Origin of the sequence: Halorubrum sodomense (assembly GCF_900111935.1) — an archaeon.
In the GTDB taxonomy this organism is placed as follows: Archaea; Halobacteriota; Halobacteria; order Halobacteriales; family Haloferacaceae; genus Halorubrum; species Halorubrum sodomense.
In genome coordinates, this window is sequence record NZ_FOYN01000001.1 from 451,995 (window position 1) to 474,761 (window position 22,767).

The 22,767-nt window shown below is 69.9% G+C and carries 24 protein-coding genes and 1 pseudogene; 13 read left to right on the forward strand and 12 right to left on the reverse strand.

Annotation, left to right across the window (positions count from 1 at the left end):
* Nucleotide 1: 1 nt before the first annotated feature.
* From BM286_RS02325 to BM286_RS02340, 4 genes are all read right to left on the reverse strand, one after another.
* Nucleotides 2-556 carry a hypothetical protein gene (locus BM286_RS02325; protein WP_092919981.1) on the reverse strand — a complete coding sequence of 185 codons (555 nt, stop codon included), beginning with the start codon at nucleotides 554-556 and terminating at the stop codon, nucleotides 2-4.
* Nucleotides 553-1,566: a DUF7490 domain-containing protein gene (locus BM286_RS02330; protein ID WP_092919982.1), complete on the reverse strand. Its 1,014-nt coding sequence runs from the start codon at nucleotides 1,564-1,566 to the stop codon at nucleotides 553-555. The genes BM286_RS02325 and BM286_RS02330 overlap by 4 nt, the downstream gene beginning before the upstream one ends.
* 68 nt (nucleotides 1,567-1,634) lie before the next feature.
* Nucleotides 1,635-2,165 carry a DUF5817 domain-containing protein gene (locus tag BM286_RS02335; RefSeq protein ID WP_092919983.1) on the reverse strand — a complete coding sequence of 177 codons (531 nt, stop codon included), beginning with the start codon at nucleotides 2,163-2,165 and terminating at the stop codon, nucleotides 1,635-1,637.
* A gap of 398 nt (nucleotides 2,166-2,563) precedes the next feature.
* Entirely contained in the window at nucleotides 2,564-3,412 is an 849-nt protein-coding gene (locus BM286_RS02340; RefSeq protein ID WP_092919984.1) for an inositol monophosphatase family protein, read from the reverse strand.
* A 117-nt stretch (nucleotides 3,413-3,529) separates the two neighbouring features.
* Between BM286_RS02340 and BM286_RS02345 the strand changes: the two genes are divergently transcribed.
* Nucleotides 3,530-3,787: a hypothetical protein gene (locus tag BM286_RS02345; protein ID WP_092919985.1), complete on the forward strand. Its 258-nt coding sequence runs from the start codon at nucleotides 3,530-3,532 to the stop codon at nucleotides 3,785-3,787.
* Between the two features lie 54 nt (nucleotides 3,788-3,841).
* Here the strand turns inward: BM286_RS02345 and BM286_RS02350 are convergent, their stop codons facing one another.
* On the reverse strand, nucleotides 3,842-4,330 hold the full coding sequence (locus BM286_RS02350) for a DUF1102 domain-containing protein (RefSeq protein ID WP_092919986.1): 489 nt from the start codon (nucleotides 4,328-4,330) through the stop codon (nucleotides 3,842-3,844).
* Nucleotides 4,331-4,408: 78 nt separating this feature from the next.
* Between BM286_RS02350 and BM286_RS15810 the strand changes: the two are divergent.
* Nucleotides 4,409-4,657: pseudogene (locus BM286_RS15810) on the forward strand (DUF7344 domain-containing protein); the annotation flags it as partial.
* 78 nt (nucleotides 4,658-4,735) lie between these two features.
* On the opposite strand, the gene BM286_RS15395 reads toward BM286_RS15810, so the two are convergent.
* The gene (locus BM286_RS15395; RefSeq protein WP_167603277.1) at nucleotides 4,736-5,530 is read right to left on the reverse strand and encodes a hypothetical protein; all 795 of its coding nucleotides are present in this window, start codon (nucleotides 5,528-5,530) and stop codon (nucleotides 4,736-4,738) included.
* 450 nt (nucleotides 5,531-5,980) lie between these two features.
* Here BM286_RS15395 and BM286_RS02360 point away from each other — a divergent pair, with 450 nt between their 5' ends.
* Entirely contained in the window at nucleotides 5,981-6,568 is a 588-nt protein-coding gene (locus tag BM286_RS02360) for a DUF7344 domain-containing protein (protein WP_092919987.1), read from the forward strand.
* Between the two features lie 44 nt (nucleotides 6,569-6,612).
* Complete coding sequence (locus BM286_RS02365) at nucleotides 6,613-7,482, forward strand: hypothetical protein (protein ID WP_143103849.1); 870 nt, start codon at nucleotides 6,613-6,615, stop codon at nucleotides 7,480-7,482.
* Nucleotides 7,483-7,502: 20 nt separating this feature from the next.
* On the opposite strand, the gene BM286_RS02370 is transcribed toward BM286_RS02365, so the two are convergent.
* From BM286_RS02370 to priS, 4 genes are read right to left on the reverse strand one after another with little or no spacing between them, the layout of a single operon-like run.
* On the reverse strand, nucleotides 7,503-8,753 hold the full coding sequence (locus BM286_RS02370; protein WP_092919989.1) for an MBL fold metallo-hydrolase: 1,251 nt from the start codon (nucleotides 8,751-8,753) through the stop codon (nucleotides 7,503-7,505).
* Between the two features lie 25 nt (nucleotides 8,754-8,778).
* Nucleotides 8,779-9,438: a DUF998 domain-containing protein gene (locus tag BM286_RS02375; protein ID WP_092919990.1), complete on the reverse strand. Its 660-nt coding sequence runs from the start codon at nucleotides 9,436-9,438 to the stop codon at nucleotides 8,779-8,781.
* Between the two features lie 9 nt (nucleotides 9,439-9,447).
* Complete coding sequence (locus BM286_RS02380; protein WP_092919991.1) at nucleotides 9,448-10,524, reverse strand: hypothetical protein; 1,077 nt, start codon at nucleotides 10,522-10,524, stop codon at nucleotides 9,448-9,450.
* Between the two features lie 16 nt (nucleotides 10,525-10,540).
* Entirely contained in the window at nucleotides 10,541-11,704 is a 1,164-nt protein-coding gene (gene priS / locus BM286_RS02385; protein ID WP_092919992.1) for a DNA primase small subunit PriS, read from the reverse strand.
* Nucleotides 11,705-12,220: 516 nt separating this feature from the next.
* Here priS and BM286_RS15400 point away from each other — a divergent pair.
* The 6 genes from BM286_RS15400 (at nucleotide 12,221) to BM286_RS02410 (ending at nucleotide 17,304) form a co-directional block, all read left to right on the forward strand.
* Nucleotides 12,221-12,367, forward strand: a complete 147-nt coding sequence (locus BM286_RS15400) for a hypothetical protein (protein ID WP_167603289.1) — start codon at nucleotides 12,221-12,223, stop codon at nucleotides 12,365-12,367.
* A 468-nt stretch (nucleotides 12,368-12,835) separates the two neighbouring features.
* Complete coding sequence (locus BM286_RS02390; RefSeq protein WP_092919993.1) at nucleotides 12,836-13,111, forward strand: helix-turn-helix transcriptional regulator; 276 nt, start codon at nucleotides 12,836-12,838, stop codon at nucleotides 13,109-13,111.
* Nucleotides 13,112-13,241: 130 nt separating this feature from the next.
* Nucleotides 13,242-14,540: a Glu-tRNA(Gln) amidotransferase subunit GatD gene (gene gatD / locus BM286_RS02395; protein ID WP_092919994.1), complete on the forward strand. Its 1,299-nt coding sequence runs from the start codon at nucleotides 13,242-13,244 to the stop codon at nucleotides 14,538-14,540.
* A complete protein-coding gene (locus BM286_RS02400; protein ID WP_092919995.1) occupies nucleotides 14,537-15,574 on the forward strand; it encodes a GNAT family N-acetyltransferase in 1,038 nt (345 codons plus the stop codon). Before gatD ends, BM286_RS02400 begins: the two co-directional genes overlap by 4 nt.
* A 106-nt stretch (nucleotides 15,575-15,680) precedes the next feature.
* The gene (locus BM286_RS02405) at nucleotides 15,681-15,893 is read left to right on the forward strand and encodes a hypothetical protein (RefSeq protein WP_092919996.1); all 213 of its coding nucleotides are present in this window, start codon (nucleotides 15,681-15,683) and stop codon (nucleotides 15,891-15,893) included.
* 115 nt (nucleotides 15,894-16,008) lie between these two features.
* On the forward strand, nucleotides 16,009-17,304 hold the full coding sequence (locus BM286_RS02410; protein ID WP_092919997.1) for a DUF6498-containing protein: 1,296 nt from the start codon (nucleotides 16,009-16,011) through the stop codon (nucleotides 17,302-17,304).
* Between the two features lie 6 nt (nucleotides 17,305-17,310).
* Here BM286_RS02410 and BM286_RS02415 read toward each other — a convergent pair whose 3' ends face one another.
* Nucleotides 17,311-17,847 (reverse strand): HPP family protein, encoded by a 537-nt coding sequence (locus tag BM286_RS02415; RefSeq protein WP_092919998.1) that lies wholly within the window; start codon nucleotides 17,845-17,847, stop codon nucleotides 17,311-17,313.
* Between the two features lie 161 nt (nucleotides 17,848-18,008).
* Between BM286_RS02415 and BM286_RS02420 the strand changes: the two genes are divergently transcribed.
* Complete coding sequence (locus BM286_RS02420) at nucleotides 18,009-19,019, forward strand: A24 family peptidase (RefSeq protein ID WP_092919999.1); 1,011 nt, start codon at nucleotides 18,009-18,011, stop codon at nucleotides 19,017-19,019.
* A gap of 212 nt (nucleotides 19,020-19,231) precedes the next feature.
* On the opposite strand, the gene dnaG is transcribed toward BM286_RS02420, so the two are convergent.
* Entirely contained in the window at nucleotides 19,232-20,788 is a 1,557-nt protein-coding gene (gene dnaG, locus BM286_RS02425; RefSeq protein WP_092920000.1) for a DNA primase DnaG, read from the reverse strand.
* 177 nt (nucleotides 20,789-20,965) lie between these two features.
* Here dnaG and BM286_RS02430 point away from each other — a divergent pair, with 177 nt between their 5' ends.
* Nucleotides 20,966-21,262: a DUF3311 domain-containing protein gene (locus BM286_RS02430; RefSeq protein WP_245779319.1), complete on the forward strand. Its 297-nt coding sequence runs from the start codon at nucleotides 20,966-20,968 to the stop codon at nucleotides 21,260-21,262.
* A complete protein-coding gene (locus BM286_RS02435; RefSeq protein WP_092920001.1) occupies nucleotides 21,259-22,743 on the forward strand; it encodes a sodium:solute symporter family protein in 1,485 nt (494 codons plus the stop codon). The genes BM286_RS02430 and BM286_RS02435 overlap by 4 nt, the downstream gene beginning before the upstream one ends.
* The last annotated feature ends 24 nt before the right edge of the window (nucleotides 22,744-22,767 follow it).

Here is a 22,767-nt window from a genome sequence, read left to right on the forward strand (position 1 = left end):
GCTACTTCCGACCGCCGGCTTCCGTCGTGCGGATCCGGCGGAGCTGGTGGGTCACGCCCGCCAGCGCGACGAGCAGGACGGCGAGGTTGAACACCGCCAGCGCGACGGACTGGTAAGCCGGGTCGAACCAGGTGCGGATCGCGTTTCCGGACTGGCTGTAGAACCCCCAGCCGGCGACGACCGCGAGCAGCGACAGCGCGGCCAGTCCGACGCGGTCGAGCAGCCCGCGGAGGTCGTCCGTCGAGAGGCGGTCGAGCCCCGACTCGTCGGCCGGTTCCGTCGCCTCGTTCGTGTCGGTGCGGTCGGAGTCGGTTCCCGTGCGGTCGGAGTCGGTTCCCGTGCGGTCGGAGTCGGTCCCTATGCGGTCGGAGTCGGTCCCTATGCGGTCGGAGTCGGTTCCCGTGCGGTCGGTCGCGTCGGTGTCGTCGGTCATGGACTGTGGTGGGTCGGCGTTCGGATCGCGGTCGCCGGCCGTGCCGGCAGTGCGGTCGTCGGTGGCGCGTTCGTCCGTCTCGAACCGGTCGGTAGTGTCGTCCGCGGGCGGTTCGTCCGTCATCGTCGCCCCCGTGCGGTCAGCGCCGCGACGACGAGCGCGACGAGCGCGACGAGGGGGCCGAAGCCGGGCGTCGAGTCGCCGCTGGTGCCCCTGTCCTGCGGAGCGCCGGCGTCGTCGCCGGCGCCGGCGCCGTCGCTCCCCTGTTCGAAGTCCTCGACGGAGAACTCCACGTCGCGGACGGTCCGGTTCGCGGTGATGGTCTCTCGCGGATTCAGGTTCGCGACGCCCTGCGTCTCGTCGACGAGCACGTCGTCGTCGAACAGCGCGGCGTCGACGTAGTAGTTGTACCCGCTAGGGACCTCGACGGTCGCCGTCACGGTGTCGGTGCGGCCGGGACGAACGGTGCCGACCGTCTCCGTCGCCTCCGCGGCGATCACGTTCGACTCCGCCTGCCGGAGGTAGAGGCGGAGGCCGACGTCGTCAGACGGCTCGTCGCCGCGGTTCGTCACCGAGACGGAGACCGACAGGGTCGCCGTCCGGTTGTCGGCCTCGACGACGCTCACCGCGACCGTCGGCCAGACGGTCCCGTCGGTGAAACCGACCTGCGTGTCCGCGTAGTCGGGAGTGAGCGCCGCGACGCCGGCGATACGGGTTGTCCGCTGCTCGCGGCGCCGCCCGTCCGCGAAGACCACCGTCTCGATGCGGTAGCCCCCCTCGCGCTCGACGGTCACGGTGCCGTTGACGGTGCGTTCGCCCTCGAAGTCGACATCACCCACCTCGACGGTCGTCTCGTCGACGAGGAGGCCGGACTCGGCTCCGATCGCCCGGTGGCGGACGGTGACGTTCTCGACCGTCCCACCGCGGTGGCGGAGGTCGGTGCCGAGCCTGAGTTCGGCGGTCTCGCCGCCAACCTCGCCGGGCGCGACGGTCGTGCCGGCGATGTCTATCTGACCGGGCGGTTCGTCCCGTTCTCGGGGGTCGGTGAGGGCGTCCGGCGCGGCGACGGCGCCGACCGCGCCCGCGACGAGGAGGGCGACCGCGGCCGTCAGGAGGGCCGTGCGGGTGTCCATGTCCGACCCGTCACAACCCCGATATAAGTGCTTTGTCCGGCTCCGGGTCCGAACGGGACAGAACCGGATCAGAGGGCCCGATACCGCCCGTTCGACTCGGTGACTTCCCCTCGGCGCGCGAGGCGAGTCAGAATCTCTCGGGCCGCGTCGGCGGGGACGCCGGCGGCCGCGGCGCGTTCCACCACGGTCGACTCGGTGGGATCGTCGACCGCGTCGACCGCGTCGCGGACGATCTCGGTGCGACTCCGCGAGTCGCCCCCGCCGCCCTCGGCCCGGTCCCCGGCCTCGTCGACCGCGTCGGCGTCGACGCCCGCGGACTCGAGGTACTCCCGGTCGTCGATGCCGGCGTCCTCGACCGCGGCTTCGAGGTCGGCGACGTGGTCGACCTCGGCGAAGGCGGCGCTGTCGCCGCGCTTCTTCGCGAGGAGCGCCGACCGAGCCTCCTGCGCGGCCGCGCGGTCCTCGGACTCGAAGAAGCGCTTGAGCTTCGCCGTCCGGTGGGTCTTGCCGCACCGTGAGCACTGCGCCGTCTCGCTCGTCTCCGGGTCCGTGACCAGCCACATGTTGGCGCACTCGTTGCAGCCGACGACCGCGTACATACGAGGGGATTCGCCGGCCCCGAATGTGAACCCTCGGTCCCAGAATACGACGCCGTCGTCGACCACACCATCACTGCCGTGGCGCGTGCCTCCGAGTGGCCGCCGAAGGCGGCCGCGAGGAGCACGCGCGAGGGAGTCAGTCGCCGGAGCAAGGCGACGGCGACTGACGAGGCTGGGGAGGCGTGAGGTGCGGGGCGGGATTCAAAGGGGCAGCCGCGAGGGCGAAGACGGGCGACGTAAGGACCGCAGGAGCGAGCGAAGCGAGCGACGAGGACCGCAGCGAGCCCATCGAGCCCTCGCGGCTGGGGCTTTGGAGGCAGTTGTCTCCGAGCGATCGTTGGCCTCGTCTCACCGACCGACGACCCAGTGTCGACTGGCGACAGCCACAGGGCCCCGTATCAGTCCGATTCGATCTCGTTCGCGGCTGCCAGCACCTCGTCGTGGAGGGCGCCGTTCGAGGCGACCAGCCCTTTCGAGTCGTGGCGCCACCGGTTCCCCTCCAAGTCCGTCACGCGCCCGCCGGCCCGCCGAACCACGAAGACCCCCGCAACCGTGTCCCAGGGGTTCGCGCGGAGGTTCGTGATCGTCCCCTCCAACCCGCCCGCGGCGACGGTCGGCAGCACCACCTGCGCGGCGCCGAGCCGGCGCATGTCCCCGAAGCGGGCCACGATCGCCTCGCAGGCGCGAGCGTACTCGTCGCGGGCGTCGTACGCCCACCAGATCGTCGGGTCGACGGCCGCGTCGCGGGGCTCGCTCGCGTCGCTCACCGCGATCGGGTCGCCGTTGCGGTACGCGCCCGTGGCGTCGGCGGTGTAGGTGTCGCCGAGCGCGGGCGCGACGATGGCGGCCGCGACCGGCTCGCCGTCGACGACGGCCGCGACCGCGGTGGCCCAGATCCGGACGTCGCGGACGTAGTTGTTCGTCCCGTCGATGGGGTCGATCACCCACGCGGCGCCGTCGTCGGGCACGGTCTTGCGCTCGTCCTCCTCCTCGCCGACGACCGCGTCGTCCGGGTACGACTCGCGGATTTTCTCGATGACGGTGCGCTGGGCGGCGCGGTCGGCCTCCGTCACCACGTCGTCCTCGCCCTTCGTCTCCACGTCGATGTCGCTGCGGAACCCCTCGTTCGCGACCGCGGCGCCGGCCCGCGCCGCGCGCTCCGCGACCGCGGCGCGCTCGGCGACGTCGTCCGCGCGGTCCGCGACGGGGGGCACGTCATCGGCGTCGCGCTCGTCTGCGTCGGTCATGGCGCCAGTCCACCGCCCGGCGGCGTATAAACGTCGATTCGGCGCGGGGAGCGCGTCGAAATTAACTCGATTTCGAATCCGAGTAGTTTTAAGTGGGTCGACCCCGGTGGATCGGGTATGGAACCCGAAGAAGCGGTCCGCCAGCTCGAGTACACCATCGACGTCTCGCTCGACGAAATCGGTCAGCGCGCCGCCGCGGCCTACCGGCCCACCTTCGAGCGCGTGGCCGAGCGCGCGGACGGGACCGCGGTGTACGACCTCGCGGGCGAGCTCTCACAGGAGGTCGTCGACGGCTCCCGTCCCTCCCCGGCGGAGGCGAACGCGGTCGCCGAGCGCGTGCTCGACGACTGGGCGTACACCGACGGCGGGGAGTAAGTGCTTGTATATACTACAAAAATAGAACACCGATCCTAATTATTTTAATTCGGATTACGTCCCGGACTTGACCACGATGGTGTCAATTTCTCCCGTAAGTTCCTGAGTGTCAATATCGTCCACAACCACGTCAAGCCCGATGCTCACTGATTCACCAGAATCAATTTGCGGGTAACCTAGATTCTCGTCGGGGTCTGTCTGTCTCGGCGCAAACTCATTATCTAGGTTCTCAAACCTATTTTCCAGATCCGGGCAAGTAAGTGCGTTTCCGTCGCTGCTGCGGAATAGGTTTATAATCCGGTTGTCCCCACTACTGAGCGGACCGGTCACGCGGGCTGTAATCATAATATCATCCTCAGTCCCGGAGTTACCGATCTCGAAAATGTCGTTCAATAGGGTACTACTATCCTTATTAACTCCCGTTCCTCCATTTCCATTACCGTTGAGATCAATTTTCAGCTTCCCGCCCTCGGTCGTCGCGTACGGTGACGTGGGTTCCAGACGGAGGTACGCATTCTTGTCCGTAACCACGTTAACGCTCACACCGCGTGACGTTTGCGTCTGCGTGAATGCGCCAGTACCCGTTGCGGCTGCCCCGCCGGCAGCGAGCGATCCAAGTCCGACGACGAATTCGAGGTATTACGCGGGCGTGAGATCTCTTGGAGCCTCTACTACCTCGGGCTCGCAGTCCTCGCAGGCCTCGTCCAGCTCGTGGTCGCGGTCGAGGTGCCTCTCTTCGCCGCGCTCGACAGGACCGCAGTCGCCGTCTTCGTCGTGACCGCGTTCGGCGTCTCCGCCGCGCTCCACTATTACTACGGTGAGCGCGCTCGCTTGGAGAACTTGGAGAAGCCGCCCGAACTACGGGAAAAGGGAGTGACCGCAGTGGCTCGCGACCGTCTCGAATCAGATCTATCTCTAAATAGACATTTCTTATCGTTTTATAACTCTCTAGATGCTCGTCGCCTGATCAAGAGTCGTCGGACCCTGCTCGCTGTACGCTTCAACGGCGAGGAACTGTCCGGAGAAGATGTTATTGGCCTTATCAGGTCCGTCAAGCGTGTAGAATTCGCTGTTCACGACAACACGCACGATGACGGCAATGCTCTCCCCCGGACCCAGTTCGATGTGCCCGGTCTTGCTGTCGTCGGCGAGAGTGTTGTAGTTGTTACTGTAGTTGGTAGTGACCCTACTGCGTGCCTGAACGTTGCCGGACGGATCGTCGAAGTTCGAGCCGTTGAAATTAGGCGGAGTGTCCCGATCAATGAGCGCCACGCTGCCACCCGACGACTGCGGGTCGACGAAGTCGGCGGTGGCTGCGATGAACTGTACGTCGATCCCTGCCGGAACTTCGATTGTCCCGTCCGAAGCGAACGTATTGTTCGTAGCGGAGCTGGTGTACACTGGGTTTCGCAGGGGGTTGTTGACCTCGATGTACAGCGTTTCAGTGGTCTGGTTTTTCAGCGTGTAAGCCGGGCGAGCCGCCGTGACACCGTCAGTGTTGACACCTTTTCCGCCGTTGTGATCACTGGCGAAGTCGAGTCTGATCTGCCCGTTGGTATTAGTCGTTTCGACGAACTCAGAGTCTTTGTTCGGGATGATACCGAGGTATGCCGCCCCGTCTCCCGCGACATCGACCGCCATACCACGCTCTGCTTGGATGGTATCCACCGCGCCAGTACCCATTGCGGCTGCCCCGCCGGCAGCGAGCGATCCGAGTCCGACAACGAACTTGCGTCGTTCCATATCGTATCTCACCTGTGTTCGGGCACCCCCGCAGTCCGGACGTCCGGGCCGGGAGTGCTCGAATAACCCATACGAGGGGTGATACTTCGTTATGATATTCTCGACATGTCCGCGTGCTATCCTCGTTGCGTGACGTGCGCGGCTCGTTGCGGAGCAGACACTCCTCGCTAACTGTGTCGGGATGTCCCTGAATGCGCGTTAAACAGCGCCTAATACGCGTTAGAAGGCTACTATAGCTATCAGCAGTATCCTGAACGACACACCGAAAGTCCGTGGGGGCTCCGGCTGGCCGGCGTCGGACCGACGATCACTTCCTGATAATATATGAAAAATTATGTGTTAAGCTAAACAATCCTCCCTATTTATGACATATTACCGCACACGCTACAAGCGAAATCCGCCGGTCCGAGGAAGGGGTTCCGCCGGCGCGAGACGAAGGTGCTCAGATCGATGGGATCTACGACTACGAGGACGAACGAACCGAGTCGAACCGGAGGTGAACTGTCCGAAGACGAGATCTTCGAAGTGCTGTCGAACAGGCGGCGCCGCTTCGTCATTCACGCGCTCAAGCGCGCGGACGAGCCGGTCGATGTCTCCGAGCTCTCCACGCACGTCACCGCGTGGGAACGCGGTATCGACCCGGTGGACGTTCAGTACGAGGACCGCCGGAACGTGTACAGCACGCTCCAACGCACGCACCTGCCGAAGCTGGAAGAGAAGAACGTGGTGACGGTCCACGAGGAGGAGAACCTCGTCGAACCGACGCCCGAACTCGAGGAGCTCGACATCTACGTCGAGGTCCTCCGGAGCAAGGAGATCCCGTGGAGCCTCTACTACGTCGGGCTCGCGGGCCTCACCGCCTCGCTCCTGCTCGCCGTCGCCGCGGGAACGCCGGGGTTCGCCGGCTTCGAGGCGATCGACGTGGGAGTGTTCACGGCTACCGTCTTCGGGATCTCCTCGGTCGCGCACCACGTCGTCGGCCGGCGAACGCGCTTGGGAAACACGGCGAAACCGCCCGAGCTCCGGCGCCGAGAATGAATACCGCGACCCGAACGCCGCCGGCTCGGGCGCCGTCGGCCCGCGTGAGACCCCTCCGCGCGCTGAGCATCGTACTCGCGTTCACGGCGGCGCTCGGGCTGATCTTCGGCACCGCCGGATTCACCGCGATGGAGGCCCAACGCGGGCTCGCCGTCAACGTGACGAACGACGCGAGCGCGTACCTGGGCTACGTACCGCTCACCGACGAAGTCCACGACGGGGAACCGACGGCCGTCGTCGAGTACCGCAACCAGTTCGGCACCGCTCTCGACGAGTTCGACGTCGCCGTCTCGATAGCGGACCCCGGGTCGACCGAAGTCGCGATCGAGTCCGTCGACTCGCCCTCGTCGCTCGACGAGGGAACCGCCGCCGCGGTCAACGTCACGCTGCGCTGCCCGGAGAGAGAGCCCGTTTCCCTCCTGTTCGAGGCCGACGGGAGCGGCGGCGGCGTCAGCGTCTCGCTTGACCGCGTCCACACCGTGACCTGCGTGCCGAAGGGCCCGACTGTGACGGGGATCAGATTCGACGACGCGGCGAACGGCCGAGCGCTGGTCGACGGTCGACACGGCGAGGTCACCGCGAACGTGTGGGTCGCTGAGACCCCGCCGGTCGAGGAGGCGGAGGACCTCACGGAGGTGAGTTTCGACGGAGCGACCCCGTTCGATACGTCGACCAAGATCCGCCGTCAAGTCAACACCGTCCCCTCGTCGACGGTCGGCGGTAACTGGAAGATCGTCGCCGTCGAGTTCCCCGATCGGAACCTCACCTACCTCCATCCCGAGTGGAACGAAGGAGCGTACGACACCCCCAAGGCGGGCGGCGGCGTCGCGTACGACGGGACGGTCGACGAGGCGTTCCTGCTGAACGCCTCCGTCGATGGCGGCGAGGTCGTCGAGGCCGGGGAGGAGGACTGACCCGTCGAGGCCCGACTCGCTTACAGCTTCACCTGCTCGCCCGTCCCGGGCGCGCTCGCGTCGAACCCGTCCGCGCGCAGATCTTCCGCGAACGCCTCGCAGCGGTCGCCGTGGTTCACCAGCACGCGCGCTCCGCGATACGACTCCAGGAACGACTCCAACCCCTCGCGGTCGGCGTGCGCGGAGAAGTCGTACGAGTCGACCCGCGCGCTCACCGGCCGAACGCGTCCGTTCAGCTCCAACTGCCCGCGCTCCTGAAGCTCGCGGCCCGGCGTTCCCTCCACCTGGTACCCCGTGAGCGTCACGAGGTTCGTCGGGTTCGTCCGGATCTCCGGGAGGTAGGTGTGGACCGGACCGCCGGCGAGCATCCCGGAAGTCGTGACGATCAGGGCGTTCTCGCCCGCGATCCGCTCGCGCCGTCCGTCGCGGCCCGTGACGACCCGGGCCCGGCCGACCGCCTCGTCGAACGCGTCCGCGTCGCGCAGGAACGAGGGATACTGCCGGAGCATCTCGGTCACCTCGACGCCCATCCCGTCGACGTACGGCGTGAGGTCGTTCGCGGCCGCGACGAGGAGCATTTCCTGCGTCCGACCGATGGCGAACGCGGGCGCGACGACGGTGCCGCCCTCCCAGATCGTCCGCTCGACGCGCTCGGCCCACGCCGACTCCACCGCGGCGCGGTCCTCGTGGGTCACGTCCGCGTAGGTGGACTCGCAGACGACGACGTCGGCGTCGGGGCGCGCGGTCGTCCCCGCAACCAACCGCTGGTCGTCGGTGTGGAAGTCGCCGGTGTACAGCAGGCGCGTCTCGCCGTCGTCGACGAGGACGTGCGCGGAGCCCGGGATGTGGCCGGCCGAGAACAGCGTCACCTCGTACCCCCCGTCGTCGATCCCGCCGGCGACCGCGAAGGGTTCCTCGTAACCGTGCCGCCGCTCCACCTCGCCCAGCCGAGCGACGTGTTCCGCGCCGAACGGACACAGCGGGCTGTTGCCGTGGAGCTTCAGCGTGTCCTCGGCGAGCGTCCGCGCGAGCTCGCCCGTCGGCGGCGTCCAGTGGACCGGCGGTCGCCGGTCGCCCTTCAGCAGCGCGGGGACGGCGCCGACGTGGTCGAGGTGCCCGTGCGAGACCACGACCGCGTCTGGCTCCGGGTCCCGAACCGGGTACTGCGGCGGGTCGGCGGTCTTGAGTCCGTAGTCTAGGAGGAGGGTCTCGTCGACGAGGAGGGCGCTCCGACCGACCTCGCGGGCGCCGCCGAGGAGCTCCAGTTCCATCGGAGATCCGTAGCCGCCCGCGGGGTTAGTGTCCGTCGGTCGGGTCGCCGGCGGGAGACCGAACCGCTTCGGTGACCGGCGCCGGCCCGACGACCCAGACCCACGCGGCGAGCATCAGCGCGCCGGGGAGCTCCGGCAGCGCGAGCCCGGTCACGGGCCACCACCCGGCGACGAACGTCGCCCAGACGGCGACGTGGACCGGGGCGAACGCGAGCGCGACGCGGCCGGTCGCCTCGCCTCGCCTGAGCCACCCGTCGACGGCGAAGACCGCCGTGATAAGTCCGTAGAACCCGACTGCCGCAGGGCCGTGAAGCGGCTCGGTGAGATCGAAGGTGCCGATCCCGGCCATCGCGACCATCGCGAGCGCGAGCAGGAGCGCCCGGAGCGGTCGACCGGCTCGTCCGAGGCCCGCGGCGTAGCAGACGCCCGCCGCCCCGCCGACGATCAGTCCCCAGTTGAACGCGACGGCGCTTCCGTCGCGGACGCCCAGGTCGGAGAGGGCGTCGGCCGTCCACGAGAAGGTCGGATCGAGGAGCACCGCGAGCGCGATGCCGCCGAGCGCCGAGAGCGTCGCGACGGCGCCGAACGCGGCCGCGACACGCCCGAATTCGTCGACTTCGGGAGAACGGGAGTCCGCGTCGGTGCCGGCCCGACCGTCGGCTGAGGAGGGCACGGAGGGCGCCATCGACCGCGGTCAGTCGAGCCGCTCGGCCGCGTCGCGCTGGACCAACGGGTCGGCGTTCTCGACCGGGAGGGAGACGACGTCCTCGCTCGCGAGCTCGTACTCCCGCTCGTCGACGCCGAAGATGGCCCCGACGTCGCGGGTGATCCGGACGGTCGCTCGCTCGGTTCCTGCGGCCGGGTCGGCGTCGGCGGTCGTCGGCGAGTCGGCCGCCGGCTCGCCGGCTGGCGCTCCCTCGGGCACCGCTCCGCCGTCCGTCGTCGCGTCAGCGGTCGATTCCTCGTCGGCGTCGCCCGCGGGAGTCCCGTCGCGCTCCTCGTCGACGCCGACCGCTCCCGGAGGCGCCGGATCGGGCGGCACCGGCGTCGGCTCGTCGCCGTTCGCCCCGGTTCCTTCGGCCGGCTCCGATTCGGAGGGATCCGGGCCGCTCTCGGTCGGCTCGGGCGGCGTGGGCGGAGCGTCGGCGGACGGATCGGACTCCCCGCCGCCCATCGCACCGGCGAGCGCGTCCGAGGCGGCGGGGCCGTCGGCGGCGTCCGCCACCTCGGTACTCGGATCCGTCGGCTCCGCGCCCGTCGGGGACGCATCGGTTTCGGATGTCGGGTCGCTCGGCGTCGGGTCGCGCGACCCCGCGGCGTCGGGTGCGGCAGCGGTCTCGTCGGCGATCTCGTCGGTGGTCTGGGAATCGTCCGGGACCGGTGACTCGCCCGCGAGCACGTCGAGCACCTCCGACTTGTTCGCGGTGATGCGCTCGACGAGGTCGTCGAACAGCCGGCGCTCCTCGGTCGTCATCCCCTCCTCGTCGACGGACATGTCGGCGGCGGCGAAGGAGGCGAGCTTGACGACCTTGCCGACCCGGCGCTCGTAGAGGGCCTCCGCGACCTCTTCGGCGGTCTCGACCTCGTCGGAGAGCCGACGGATGTCGTCGTCCTCGAAGGGGTTGTCGACCTGCTCGGCGCGGCGGTCGCGCGCGGCCCGGAGGTCCGCGACGTACGCGCCCACGTCGTCGTAAAACGAGTCCCGCAGGTGCTGGAGGCTGTCCTTCCGGCGCTCTTTCGCCTGCGCGGATCGGAGTTCGTCGAGGTTCATTCGTCGGTGTACTCCGTCATCGTTCGGGGGCTTTCCGCGCCTCGCCGCGGGCCATCAGGAAGACCCCCGCGAACTCCGGCACGGTGTCTCTACCGGATTCAACTCTGACGCGCTCGCCGTTTAATTCTACCGTCCGATCCGCGTCGGTCTCGATCCGTATCTCGCGGCCGACGAACCGGTCGGGAACCGCGTCTCGGAGCGGGTCGAAGTCGGCCAGTTCGCCGCGGTCGAGCGGCGTGACGACGAGCCCGGACCCGCCGTGGAGCGTCCCCGGCAGCCGGATGAGCCGACGGGTGTCGGTGGTCACCGGCTCGTCGATCGGCGCCGCGTCCTCGGCGGCGACGCGCGTCGCGAGCGCCGAGACGAGTCGCCTGACGCCCGGACCGCCCGCCTCCACGTTCCCCTCGCGGACCGCGGTCGGGTTCCGGTCGAACGCGCCGAGGATCGTCTCCGCGCGGCCCTCCCCGATCCCGTCGAGCTCCATCAGCCGCTCGCGGGCGGCCTCCTCGTCCATCTCGCGGAGGTCGTCGGCGTACTCGACCAGGGCGTCGTGGACGCGCGCGCCCCACCCGCCCTCGGTCCGGAGGACGCGCTTCGTCGTCCCGCGCTCCGAGACGGTCCGGATCAGGGCGTCGGTGTCGAGGTCGATCGCGCGCACGTAGTCGACGATCTCACGGCGCGCGTCGCTGTCTAACTCCCGGACGCTCTGATCGCGGACGTGGACGTGGTAGCCGCGCCCCCCGGAGAAGACGACGGTCACGTCCTCGAACGCGAAGTCGTCGTCGAGGAAGTCCAAGAGCCGAAAGAGGGCGTCCTTACACGCCGCCAGCATCTCGGGGTACGAGGTGGTCTCGGGGTCGATGCCGGGGAGGTGGTCGGCGTCTAAGTCGAAGACGAGGTCGGCGTTCCGCCACCCCTTCTGTCCCATCGTCGCAGCCCCCGGCTCGTCGTAGCGCGCGGCCGAGAAGTAGGCGTGTCGCGGCGCGTTGTCCGCGAAGAACGTGTCGACGTGGCCGAGTTCGGTCAGCGCTTGGTGGCGGACCATCGTCGTCCCCGACCCCGGGGTCCACGGGATGTGGCCCCACTCGCGGAGGTTCGCGTCGGGCGGCAGCGACAGCGACACCGACCGGTAGTAGTCGCCGAACCGCCCCCGGAGGTACTCGCGGGTCCGGTCGTCCATCGTCTCCTCTCGTACCCGCGGTCGACGTATCAACGTTACCGTTCGCGGGCGACCGCGGAAGAAGCGAGATGAGCGGGGGGGAAGAAGCGAGATGAGCGCGGGGGGACGACGGATCACGACCCGAGACGCGGTGGCGCGTGCCTGCGAGCGGCCGGAGCGAAGCGGAGGCCGCGAGGAGCACGCGCGAGGGAGTCGGTCGCCCGAGCGGAGCGACGGGCGACCGACGAGGCTGGGGAGGTGTGAGGCTGCGGTGCCGTGTGGGGGGTGGGGCTCAAAGGGGCAGCCGCGAGGGCGAAGCACGACGACGCAAGCACTGGAACGAGGGAGTGAACGGAGTGAGCGACCGAGTGAAGCGCGCAGCGAGTCGCGCGAGTCCTCGCGGCTGGGGCTTTGGAAGTGTTTGCCGCGGCGACGTTACCGACGTACCGGTGAGCATCTGAGACTTCGACGTCGACAGTCGGGTTCACCACCACCTTCGGCCAAACACTATCCGGGACGGCTCCCTATCCCTCTCGTATGCGATCCGAAGAGGAGGTCAGAGAGCAGTACGAGTTCCTCCGCGAGCAGCTGGACGACGAGGAGATGAGCCACCGCGGCGTCGAGGAGCTGTTCACCCACTACAAGCGCGCGATCGGCTGGGTGTTAGAAGAAGAACATATGTGAGCGCCGTACGACACGTTTATCACTCTCTACGCTGTACAGTCTAGTGACGCTTCGTCTGGAGGGCCGAAGCGTCAGCGGGGACCAATCGGCAGGCCTGACGCGGCTTTTTTCCGCGTCGGGCGTGCCTTCTTCGGAAACTCGACCCCTTAGCGTTCCGCTCGTCGCCTCGCGCCCGAGCGGAGTCGCGCGCAGTTCCACGTTCCACGCCGAGCGGCGCCGCCGAGACGCGGCGAGGTTCCGTTTCCGCCTTGCCACGGCAGGTGGTACCGTTCGACTCTCGAACGGATGCGTATCAGTAGATCGAAACGAGTTCCGGCCGTGAGCACGCGGTCCGGACTCGCGTGACAGTTACGGAATTGACAGAACGGAGGTCGGTGTTCCGGGGACGTAAGCCCCGCTGTTCGGTCGTACGTGGACTGATATAACGGTATATTTATTTATTTTCGACAGGTATGTATAGTCAGTTGTATGTACGACCTCACAGGTTTTCAGCGCGACCTGCTCTACGTGATCGCGGGGCTCGACGAGCCGCACGGGCTGGCCATCAAAGAGGAGCTCGAAGGGTACTACGAGAAGGAGATCCACCACGGCCGCCTCTACCCGAACCTCGACACGCTCGTCGAGAAGGGGCTCGTCGAGAAGGGCCAGCGCGACCGCCGCACGAACTACTACACGCTGACCCGCCGGGGCCGCCGCGAAATCGAGGCCCGCACCGATTGGGAAGCCGAGTACATCGAGCACTGACGCGGCCGCCCGTTACCCCCGCGACCGGCCGATAGCCGCCGGCCTCCGTCTCCTCTCCTGTTTCCCGCCGGCCTCCCGCCCCGCGCCGCGAACGGTTGGATTCAAGTCGACCCCGAGGGAACTCCGTCGTATGCAACCGGGAGATCGCGTCCGCGTCGACCGCGGGGGCGTCACCAACGAGGGCGTACTGCTCCCCTCCACGACGCGCGACCACCTCGTCGTCAAGCTCGACGGCGGGTACAACGTCGGCATCGACCGCGAGGAAGCCGACGTCGAGGTGCTCGAATCCGGCGTCCGCGAGGTCGACCCCGCCGCCGAGACCGACGACGCGGGCGAGGCGACCTCCGAGATCACCTTCGACGACGGCCTGCCCACGATTTCGCTCATCTCGACCGGCGGGACCATCGCCTCCACCGTCGACTACCGGACGGGGGCCGTCACGGCCCAGTTCGACGCCGAGGACGTCCTCCGGGCCGTGCCCGAGCTCGCCGGGCGCGCGAACTACCGCGGCCGAGTCGTCGCGAACATCCTCTCGGAGAACATGGAGCCGTCGATCTGGCGCGAGCTTGCCGAAGCCGTCGCCGAGGAGATCGAGGCCGGCGCCGACGGCGTCGTCGTGATGCACGGCACCGACACGATGCAGTACTCCGCGTCCGCGCTCTCGTTCATGCTCGACTCGCCGGTCCCGGTCGTGTTCACCGGGAGTCAGCGATCCGCCGATCGCCCCTCCTCCGACAACGTGATGAACGCGGTCTGCGCCGTCGAGGCCGCGAAGGCCGACCACGCCGAGACGCTCGTCTGTATGCACGCGGGCCCCTCCGACGACGCCTGCGCGCTCCACCGCGGCACGCGCGTCCGCAAGAACCACACCTCCCGCCGGGACGCCTTCGAGACCGTCGGCGCCGCGCCCCTCGGCCTGATCGACTACGAGGCCGCCGCGGAGGCGGGCGCCGAGGGCGACGCGGCCGACGCCGCCATCGAGTGGCGCCGCGAGCCGCTCGCACGCGGGAGCGCGGCGCAATCGGTCGACCTCGCGCCCGACCTCGCTCCCGACGTCGAGCTCGTCAAGTTCACGCCCGGGATGGATCCGGCGGCGTGGACGTACTTAGACGGGAAGGACGGCGTCGTGATCGAGGGCACCGGGCTCGGCCACGTCCACACCGACCTCATCCCGCGGATCGAGGACCTCGTCGAGGGCGGCGCCGTCGTCGCGATGACGAGCCAGTGCCTCGACGGGCGGGTCTGCGACCGCGTGTACGACACCGGCCGCGACCTGCTGGACGCGGGGGTCGTCGAGGCCGGCGACACCCTCCCCGGCACCGCGAAGGTGAAGCTGATGTGGGCGCTCGCGAACGCCGCCGACCCGGCCGACGCGATGACCCGGGACCTCGCGGGCGAACTGACCGAGGAGTCGCAGCCCTGGCGATGACGGGGGCGGGAGGCGAGTCCGATGTCGTCGTCCGCGAGGCCCGCCCCGCCGACGCCGACGCGGTCGCGGCGTTCACGCGCGACACCTGGGGCGAGCGCCACGACGACTACATCCCGCGGGTGTTCCCCGACTGGGCCGGGTCCGACGACCCCGACTGCGGCACCTTCGTCGCGACGCTTCCCCCGGACGCCGTCGACATCTCCGGCCTCGACGGCCGAGAGCCGGGCGACACGCACGTCGCGGGCGACGGCGCCGGCGCCGCCGACGCGGAGCCCGAGGCGGTCGTCGGCTGTATTCAGGCCGTCTCGCTCTCGGAGTGGGAGGCGTGGGGACAGGGGATCCGCGTCGACCCCGCCGCGCGCGGCCACGGCGTCGGCACCGCGCTCTCGGCTGCCGCGCTCGACTGGGCCCGCGACCGCGGCGCCGCAGTCTGCCGAAACATGGTCTTTTCGTGGAACGTCATGGGACTCGGCCAGTCGCGCGCGGTCGGCTTCGAGCCCGAGACCGAGTTCCGGTTCGCGGAGCCGGAGCCCGATCCGGACGCGATCGACGATTCGGGGGTCGATCTCGAACCCCTCGTCGACCCCGACCCGAACGCCGCGTGGGCGTTCTGGAGCGACAGCGACGCCCGCGACCGCCTGCGCGGCCTCGCGCTCGACCCCGACGAGCCGTGGGCCTGCTCCCAACTCACCCGAGAGCGACTCGCGACCGCGGCCGCCGAGGACCGACTGATCGCGGTCGCCGGTCCGAGGTCGGTCGCCGGCTTCGCGGTCCGGACCCGCGTGACGGAGCGCGAAGCCGATGGGGAGACCACGCGGACCGCGACGTACGGCGTCGCCGCGTGGCGCGACCTCGACGCCGCGGGGGCGCTGTACGACGCCGTCGCTGCCGACGCCGCGGCCGCCGACGCCGACGCCGCCCGCGTGCTGATACCCGAGACGGTCGAACACGTGAGCGACACCGGCGCGAACCGCGTCCCGGTCGCGGCCGAGCCCGACTTCGTGATGTCCGCGGATCTCACCGGCGGGTCGTGAGCGGTCGCCGACGGCGAACCGACCGCCGGGTCGTGAGCGGTCGGTTTCTCACGACCGGATCCCCCCGATCGAAGGGCTCAATCCGTTCGACCTCCACTAGCGGGGTATGACCCTCTTCGGCGTCGCCCTCCCGTGGTCGCTCCCGCTCACGCTCGTGATCTACGGCGTCGTCGTCGCCGCCGCGGCGTGGATCTTCCGCGACGCGAGGGCGCGCGGGAGCCGCTACGCGGTCGTCTGGGGGCTCTCGACGCTCCTCTTCACGATCGTTCCGGTGCTCGCGTACCTGTACCTTCACCGCCGCGCCGGTCCGGCGCGCTGAGACGGCCGCCTCGCGCGGGAGGGAGGTCGGTCCGGTGTCGCGCCGACCCGGTCCGCCATCGCGACGCGCGACCGCTCCGGACCGCTTATGTGCGGCGCCGCGGAACGACCGGCGGATGCCCTCCCTCCGCTCTACCGACCGACTGCGCGCGCTCGGTCGCGGTCGCCGGCCGCGCGCGCTCTCCGTCGCGCTCGCCACCCTGCTCCCGCTCGTCGGCGTGGTCGCGCTCGGCTGGAACGCGGCCGCGCTGATGACGCTGTACTGGTTCGAACTCGGCATCACGTCGCTCTGGGCGCTCGTCCGCGCGCTGTTCGCCGGGCGCCCCTCGGAGATCGAACGCGACGGACTGATCGTCGGCCCGCTCGCGCAGCGACGCGCCGGGCTGTCGATCCCGTGGACCGGGGTCGAGATCCGGGTCTCGTCGCTGCTCGTCCTCCCGATCGCCGCGCCGATCCTCGCGGCCGTCTGGGCCGTCGTCGGCGCGCTCACGGTCGGCGTCGTCGCGGACGGCGGGCTGTCGGCCGACGCGCTCGACACCGTGACGCTCGCGGTCATCGCCGTCTTCGTCGGCGAGGCGGCGACGACGCTCGTCGAGTACTTCGGTCGCGGCGAGTACCGCGACCACAGCGCCCAGACCGCGATCCAAGGGGTGTTCGCCCGCGGCGCGGCGATCTTTCTCGGCGCGCTGTTCACCGTCACGATCGTCGCCGCGAGCACGCTGGAGGGCGACACGCCGATCTCCGCGCTCGACCCCGACGCGATCGGGCTCCCGCTCCTGCTCGGCATCGTCGCGGTGAAGTTCGCCTTCGACCTCGCGGGGCTGTACGGCGACCGACTGGCGGCGTTCGACGAGTCGTCGGCGCTCGACCTGGGATTCTCGTACGACCCGCCCGCGGCGGAGTCTGTCGACGGCTCGACCGCGGAGCCGGTCGAAGCGGTCCGACAGCCCGGCCGCGCGCGACTCGCCGGGGCGTCGGCGACGCTCGTTCGCCACCCGGGGCTGTGGTACCTCGCGGCGCTCCCCGCGCTCGTCGGCGTCCTGTTCGCGATCGGTGGCGACCGGGGGACCGCCGCCGCCCTCGCCGCGGTCGCGGTCGCGCTCCCGCTGGGGCTCGCCGCGCTCGACCGCGAACTCCGGTACGGGCTCGTCGAGTACCGCGCCGCCGACGGCGCGCTCGTCGCCCGCGACCGCCTGTTCGGCGTCGTGCTGTGGCGCGTCGAGCCGTGGGACGAGACCGACCTGCGGGTGGAACGCGGGCGGCTCGACCGACGGCTCGGAACCGAGACCGTCGTGATCGAACTCCGCGACGACGAACACCGGATTCCGGGACTCGCCGATCCCGAGCCGGTCCTCGACGTGTTCGACAGGCGACCGGACCGCCCCGACGGACCGGACCGACCGGACGAGTGAGTCGCGTCAGCCGTTCGCATCGCCCGCGTCGTCGCGCCCGTAGAGGGGGTGTGCGTCCCCGGCGAGGCGCTCGAACAGCAGGACGACGGCCCCGTGGAAGGCGACGAGGACGGTCACGCTCGCGACGATGATCGCCACCTCGGCCGGCGTCGAGAGCAGGCCGAGCGAGACGATGAGCGTCGTCGCGCACGCCGGCGGGTGGGCCGTCTCGGTCGCGATCATCGCCCAGCTGGTCGTCACGAGGGAGACGACCGCGCTCGCGGTCAGCCGGAACCCCTCGGGGGAGAAGGCGGGGGGCGTCGCCGTCAGCGCGGCGCCGTCAGCGATACCCGCCCACGCCGCGAGCCCCGCGAGCCCGCCGATCAGGTGGCTCCCCACGACGCGGACGGCGCGCTCGCGCTCGCTCCGGCGGTCGAACGCGAGGACGAACGCGGACGGGCCGAGGCTCGGAAAGACGAACGGCTGGCCGGTCGCCCACGCGACCAGACCGAGGACGGTGAAGAGCAGGCCGGCGTAGAGGCTCGTCCCGAGGCGGCGACGCATTGCGCCCCGGTCGACCGGCGACCCACAAATGCCCGGCGGATCGGCCTCGGCACCCCGCGAATCGGCCGCGACACCCCGCGGATCGGCCGTCGGGAACCGGCGCTATCGCTCGCGATAGCCGAACCCGAACGCCTAATTGGTCCCGTCTCGCCCGTGGAGACATGTTCGCGACGCTGCCGGACCTCCTCCGACTGCTCGTCGTCCCCGTGTTCGGGTGGGCGGCCCTTCGGGACGTCCGGACCCGCCGCCTCCCGAACCGGATCTGGCCGCCGCTGTACCTGTTCGGCGCGCTGCTCCTGATCTGGGAGGCCGCCTCGCTGTGGCCGTTCGCCGGGTACGACGGGCGGATCTTCCTCCTGCGGGCCGCGATCAGCCTGCTGTTCGTCGCGCCGCTCGGCTACGCGTTCTGGTACCTCGGCGCGTTCGGCGGCGCCGACGCCAAGGCGATGATCGCGCTCGCGGTGATATTCCCGACGTTCCCGGCCTACGAGATCGGGGCCTTCGCCCTCCCGCTCGTCGACACCGAGGTCGGCGTGTTCTCGCTGACGATCCTCACGAACACCGTCCTGCTCGGCCTCGCGTACCCGGTCGGTCTCGCCGCTCTCAACCTCGTCCGCGGCGAGGCCTCGCCGAGCATGTTCTTCGCGCGACCGGTCCCGACCGACTCGCTGCCCGACCGGCACGGGCGACTGTTCGAGGCCCCGGACGGGCCGACTCGGAACGGTCTCGACCTCGACGCGCTCCGGATGTACCTCCGCTGGCGCGGCCTCGCGCTCGCGGACCTGCGGGCCGACCCGGAGGGGCTCCGCGATCCGGCCTCGGTCGACGAGACGTTCGACCCGACCGACGGCGGGACCCACGTCGGCCCTCGGACGGACGGCGGGACCGCGGTCGACGCCGAGGCCGGCGGCGACGCGGAGCGAGGCGCTCCGTCCCGCTCCGACTTCGACGACCCGTGGGCCGCCGAGCGCTTCCTCGACGAGATCGACCACGGCGCCTACGGCACCGACGCCGCCACGCTTCGCGACGGCCTCGACGTCGTCGCCCGCGAGGGCCGCGTGCTGGTCTCGCCCGGGATGCCGTTCGTCGTCCCGATGGCCGTCGGGCTCGTCGTCTCGCTGACGTACGGCGACGCGCTGTTCGCGGTGCTCGGCGCGGTCGGGCTGGTGTGAGCCGACGGGACGAGCGTATTTATAAATAGAACCGCGGTGGCGCGCGAGCGACCGAGTGAGGACCACAGCGAGTGTGCGCCCGCCTCGCGACTGGGGCTTTGAAAACAATCACCCTACCAAGAGCGATTTATAAACGACTGAGTGGGGAACTCGGGGATTCTCTGTCCGGCTTCGCGAGTCGCTATTTATATATGACCGACGACGGCCTCGTCTTAATTCCCGGCCCAGACGTCGTCCGCGGCGAGGACGCGCGTGCCGACCGGGCGCTTCACGAACTCGCCGAGGTCGCGGCCGACCAGGTCGCCGACGCCGCGCTGGGCGGCCACGTCGAGCAGCCGCTGGTCGACGATCCCGTCGACGACCACGGCGTGCGGCGCGGGCTCGGCGCCCTCGACCGCGTCGAACGCCTCCGCGGCGTCGACCTCGCTGAGAACCTCGAATCCGTCGTCGAGGAGCCGCGCACGGCCGGTCTCCCCGTCGACGACCTCGTCGACATGCGCCGCCATCGATCCCGGTTCGTCGGACTCGCCGTCGCGCTCTGTCCCGGCGGCTTCGTCGCGGTCGGCTTCGGCGCACTCGTCGGATTCTGATTCCAGATCGGCGTCCGTGTCGGGTTCGACGGTTGAGGCCGCGTCGGTGTCGGGCGTCGAGTCGAGCTCGTCCTCGTCGGTCGGCGTCGACTCCGGCTCCGGCGCTTCGCTCGTTCCGTCGGCCGGGGGCGGATCGCCGGTCTCGGTCGCCGCGTCGCGCGCTTCGGACCCTTCGGACTCTGACGGTTCGGACTCGTCCGATTCGGTCTCCGGCTCGATATCGGGCGAGGCGGCCGACCGGGTCGACGGTCCGGCCGAGTCGTCGTCCGAGGAGTCGTCCGGGACCGCCCCGCCGTCGCCGACGCGGGCGACCGACCCGGGGTCGTCGCCGTCGGCGATCTCCTCGTCGCTCGCTGCGGCTCGGAGGTCGGCGGCGTCCGCGAGGCTGGCGTACGGCACCTTCCCGCGGAGCGCCTCGAAGACGGCGTCGCGGTCGAGGTCCTCGACGGACTCGCCGGGCGGCGCGAACGCGACGTAGTCGACCTCGCCCACCTGGGCGAGCTCGCGGAGGATGAGCTCGCCGCCGCGGTCGCCGTCGAGGAACGCGGTGACGGTCCGGTCGGCGGTCAGGTCGGCGACCGACTCCGGGACGTTCGTCCCCTCGACCGCGACGGCGTTCTTGATCCCGCAGTCGAGCAGCGTGAGCACGTCCGCGCGCCCCTCGACGACGATGACGGCGTCGGAGTCGCCGACGCGGGGGCCCGCCGGGAGCCCCTCGTAGTCGACGATCCCCTCGACGCGGGCGGCGTCGCGGACCTCGTCTAAGACGTCGCTGCTGGCGAGGCTCGTCTCCTCGAAGCCGCCGGCGATCAGCTCCTTCGCGCGCTCGACGACCTCGCGGCGCTTGGCCGCCCGCACGTCCTCGATGCTCGTCACCTCCACGGAGGCGTGACAGGGTCCGATGCGGTCGATGGTCTCCAGCGCGGCCGCGAGGATGGCGGTCTCGACTTTGTCCAGGCTCGACGCGACGGTGACCTCGCCGAACGACTGACCGTTCTCCGACTCGACGGAGACGTCGATTCGGCCGACGCGCGAGGACTCTTGGAGGTCTCGGAGGTCCAACTCGTCTCCGAGGAGCCCCTCGGTCTGCCCGAACACCGCCCCGACGACGTCGCTCCGCTCGACGACGCCGTCGGCCGCGATGGTGGCGTGTATCAGGTATTTTTCTGTGTCTTTCATGAGTGGTGAATGGTGATGTCGGGCGGTAGCGCCCGTCCGTGTGTGGTTGCGCTCCTCGCGGAAAGTAGTTATCGCCACGCCCCTCCGGCCGCGATTGTTGAAGAATAATTTTTTTCGATACGCATATCCGAACCCGTCCAACAGTTCTTAGTGTTTATAGACACATTATTATCTCACATGACGCGCTCACGGAGCGATCTCGTGTGGATACCGACGTTCGCGATACTCGTGGCGTTCGCCGTGCCGTGGCCGCTGTGGGGCGTCGACCGCGTCGTCGCGGGGCTCCCGGTCTGGATCTGGTGGCACGTGGCGTGGCTCGGGCTGTGCGCGGCCCTGTTCGCGCTGTTCGTCCGGAGCGGCGCGTGGGAGCGCGGGATGGGGCAGCGCCCGACCGCTGGCGCCGCCGGAACCGCGGAGGAGATCACGGACCAGGCCGCCGCCGAGGCCGCCGACCGGGAGGTGGAGCGCCGATGACGCTCGGCCTCTCGCTCGGCGTCGTCGTCGGGTACCTCGTCGTCGCGCTCGCGCTCGGGCTGGTCGCGTACCGCGTCTCGGAGACGACCGCCGAGGACTACTACCTCGCGAGCCGGTCGATCGGGACGCTCGTGCTGCTCTTCACGACGTTCGCGACGCTGCTGTCGGCGTTCACCTTCTTCGGCGGCCCGAACCTCGCGTACCGCGCGGGCCCCGAGTGGCTGATCGTGATGGGGACGTTAGACGGCGTCCTGTTCGCCGTGCTGTGGTACGTGATCGGCTACAAGCAGTGGCTGATCGGCGCCCGCAACGGCTACGTGACGCTCGGCGAGATGCTCGGCGACCGGTTCGGCTCGACCGGGCTGCGCGCGCTCGTCGCGGGCGTGAGCCTCCTGTGGCTGTTCCCGTACGTGATGCTCCAGCAGATGGGCGCCGGCGAGGCGCTCGTGGGGCTCACGAACGGCGCGGTTCCCTACTGGGGCGGCGCGGCGCTCATCACGGCGTTCATGATCCTCTACGTCGCCGTCGCGGGGCTCCGCGGCGTGGCGTGGACCGACACGCTTCAGGGGCTGTTCATGCTCTCCGTCGTCTGGCTCGCGGCCGCGTGGGTCGTCTCGGCGCTCGGCGGCGTCGGCGCCGCGACCGAGGGGATGCTGGCGGCCCGGCCCGAGTTCGGGGGCTTCGGCGGCGGGACGTACACGCCCGGGTTCATCATCTCGACCGCGATCACCATCGCGTTCGGGGTGACGATGTTCCCGCAGATCAACCAGCGGTTCTTCGTCGCGAAGTCGGCGGCGACGCTGAAGCGGTCGTTCGCGTTATGGCCCGTGCTGGTGCTGCTCCTCTTCGTCCCCGCGTTCATGCTCGGCGCGTGGGCGGCGGGCACCCCGCTGACCGTCCCGGAGAACGCGAACGTGCTCCCGGTCGTGTTGAACGAGTACGCGCCGACGTGGCTCGCCGCGGTCGTCGTCGCCGGCGCGATGGCCGCGATGATGTCCTCCTCTGATTCGATGCTGCTCTCGGGGTCGTCGTACTTCACTCGGGACCTCTACCGCCCGCTGATCGACGCGGAGGCCTCCGAGCGCCGCGAGGCGTGGATCGCGCGGATCGGCGTCGGGGCGTTCGCGGCGCTGGCGTTCGTCGCGAGCCTCTTCCGGCCGGGAACGCTGATCGAGGTCGGTGGCACCGCATTCTCCGGGTTCGCGCTGCTCGCGCTCCCCGTGATCTGCGCGCTCTACTGGCCCCGGACGACGCGCACCGGGATGATCGCGGGCGTCGCGGTCCCGCAGGCGATCTACCTCGCGGTGGTGCTGTCGGCGGTCGTCGGCGCCGTTCCGACGCTGCCCCGTACCGTCGCCGGCGGCTGGGACGTGGCGCTCGGGCTGATGGTCCTGTCCGGGGCGCTCACGGTGGGCGTGTCGCTCGTGACCGCGCCGAGCGAGGAGAGCGACGCCTCGCGGTTCGCGGTGGCCGGGGACTGAGTCCGGGCTCACACGGCTGCCACC

Excerpts from the sequence above, each read along its gene's own strand:
- BM286_RS02325 (WP_092919981.1), bottom strand. The coding sequence starts at position 556 with ATGACGGACGAACCGCCCGCGGACGACACTACCGACCGGTTCGAGACG.
- BM286_RS02330 (WP_092919982.1), bottom strand. The coding sequence starts at position 1,566 with ATGGACACCCGCACGGCCCTCCTGACGGCCGCGGTCGCCCTCCTCGTC.
- BM286_RS02335 (WP_092919983.1), bottom strand. The coding sequence starts at position 2,165 with ATGTACGCGGTCGTCGGCTGCAACGAGTGCGCCAACATGTGGCTGGTC.
- BM286_RS02340 (WP_092919984.1), bottom strand. The coding sequence starts at position 3,412 with ATGACCGACGCAGACGAGCGCGACGCCGATGACGTGCCCCCCGTCGCG.
- BM286_RS02345 (WP_092919985.1), top strand. The coding sequence starts at position 3,530 with ATGGAACCCGAAGAAGCGGTCCGCCAGCTCGAGTACACCATCGACGTC.
- BM286_RS15395 (WP_167603277.1), bottom strand. The coding sequence starts at position 5,530 with ATGGAACGACGCAAGTTCGTTGTCGGACTCGGATCGCTCGCTGCCGGC.
- BM286_RS02360 (WP_092919987.1), top strand. The coding sequence starts at position 5,981 with ATGGGATCTACGACTACGAGGACGAACGAACCGAGTCGAACCGGAGGT.
- BM286_RS02370 (WP_092919989.1), bottom strand. The coding sequence starts at position 8,753 with ATGGAACTGGAGCTCCTCGGCGGCGCCCGCGAGGTCGGTCGGAGCGCC.
- BM286_RS02375 (WP_092919990.1), bottom strand. The coding sequence starts at position 9,438 with ATGGCGCCCTCCGTGCCCTCCTCAGCCGACGGTCGGGCCGGCACCGAC.
- BM286_RS02380 (WP_092919991.1), bottom strand. The coding sequence starts at position 10,524 with ATGAACCTCGACGAACTCCGATCCGCGCAGGCGAAAGAGCGCCGGAAG.
- priS (WP_092919992.1), bottom strand. The coding sequence starts at position 11,704 with ATGGACGACCGGACCCGCGAGTACCTCCGGGGGCGGTTCGGCGACTAC.
- BM286_RS15400 (WP_167603289.1), top strand. The coding sequence starts at position 12,221 with ATGCGATCCGAAGAGGAGGTCAGAGAGCAGTACGAGTTCCTCCGCGAG.
- BM286_RS02390 (WP_092919993.1), top strand. The coding sequence starts at position 12,836 with ATGTACGACCTCACAGGTTTTCAGCGCGACCTGCTCTACGTGATCGCG.
- gatD (WP_092919994.1), top strand. The coding sequence starts at position 13,242 with ATGCAACCGGGAGATCGCGTCCGCGTCGACCGCGGGGGCGTCACCAAC.
- BM286_RS02400 (WP_092919995.1), top strand. The coding sequence starts at position 14,537 with ATGACGGGGGCGGGAGGCGAGTCCGATGTCGTCGTCCGCGAGGCCCGC.
- BM286_RS02405 (WP_092919996.1), top strand. The coding sequence starts at position 15,681 with ATGACCCTCTTCGGCGTCGCCCTCCCGTGGTCGCTCCCGCTCACGCTC.
- BM286_RS02410 (WP_092919997.1), top strand. The coding sequence starts at position 16,009 with ATGCCCTCCCTCCGCTCTACCGACCGACTGCGCGCGCTCGGTCGCGGT.
- BM286_RS02415 (WP_092919998.1), bottom strand. The coding sequence starts at position 17,847 with ATGCGTCGCCGCCTCGGGACGAGCCTCTACGCCGGCCTGCTCTTCACC.
- BM286_RS02420 (WP_092919999.1), top strand. The coding sequence starts at position 18,009 with ATGTTCGCGACGCTGCCGGACCTCCTCCGACTGCTCGTCGTCCCCGTG.
- dnaG (WP_092920000.1), bottom strand. The coding sequence starts at position 20,788 with ATGAAAGACACAGAAAAATACCTGATACACGCCACCATCGCGGCCGAC.
- BM286_RS02430 (WP_245779319.1), top strand. The coding sequence starts at position 20,966 with ATGACGCGCTCACGGAGCGATCTCGTGTGGATACCGACGTTCGCGATA.
- BM286_RS02435 (WP_092920001.1), top strand. The coding sequence starts at position 21,259 with ATGACGCTCGGCCTCTCGCTCGGCGTCGTCGTCGGGTACCTCGTCGTC.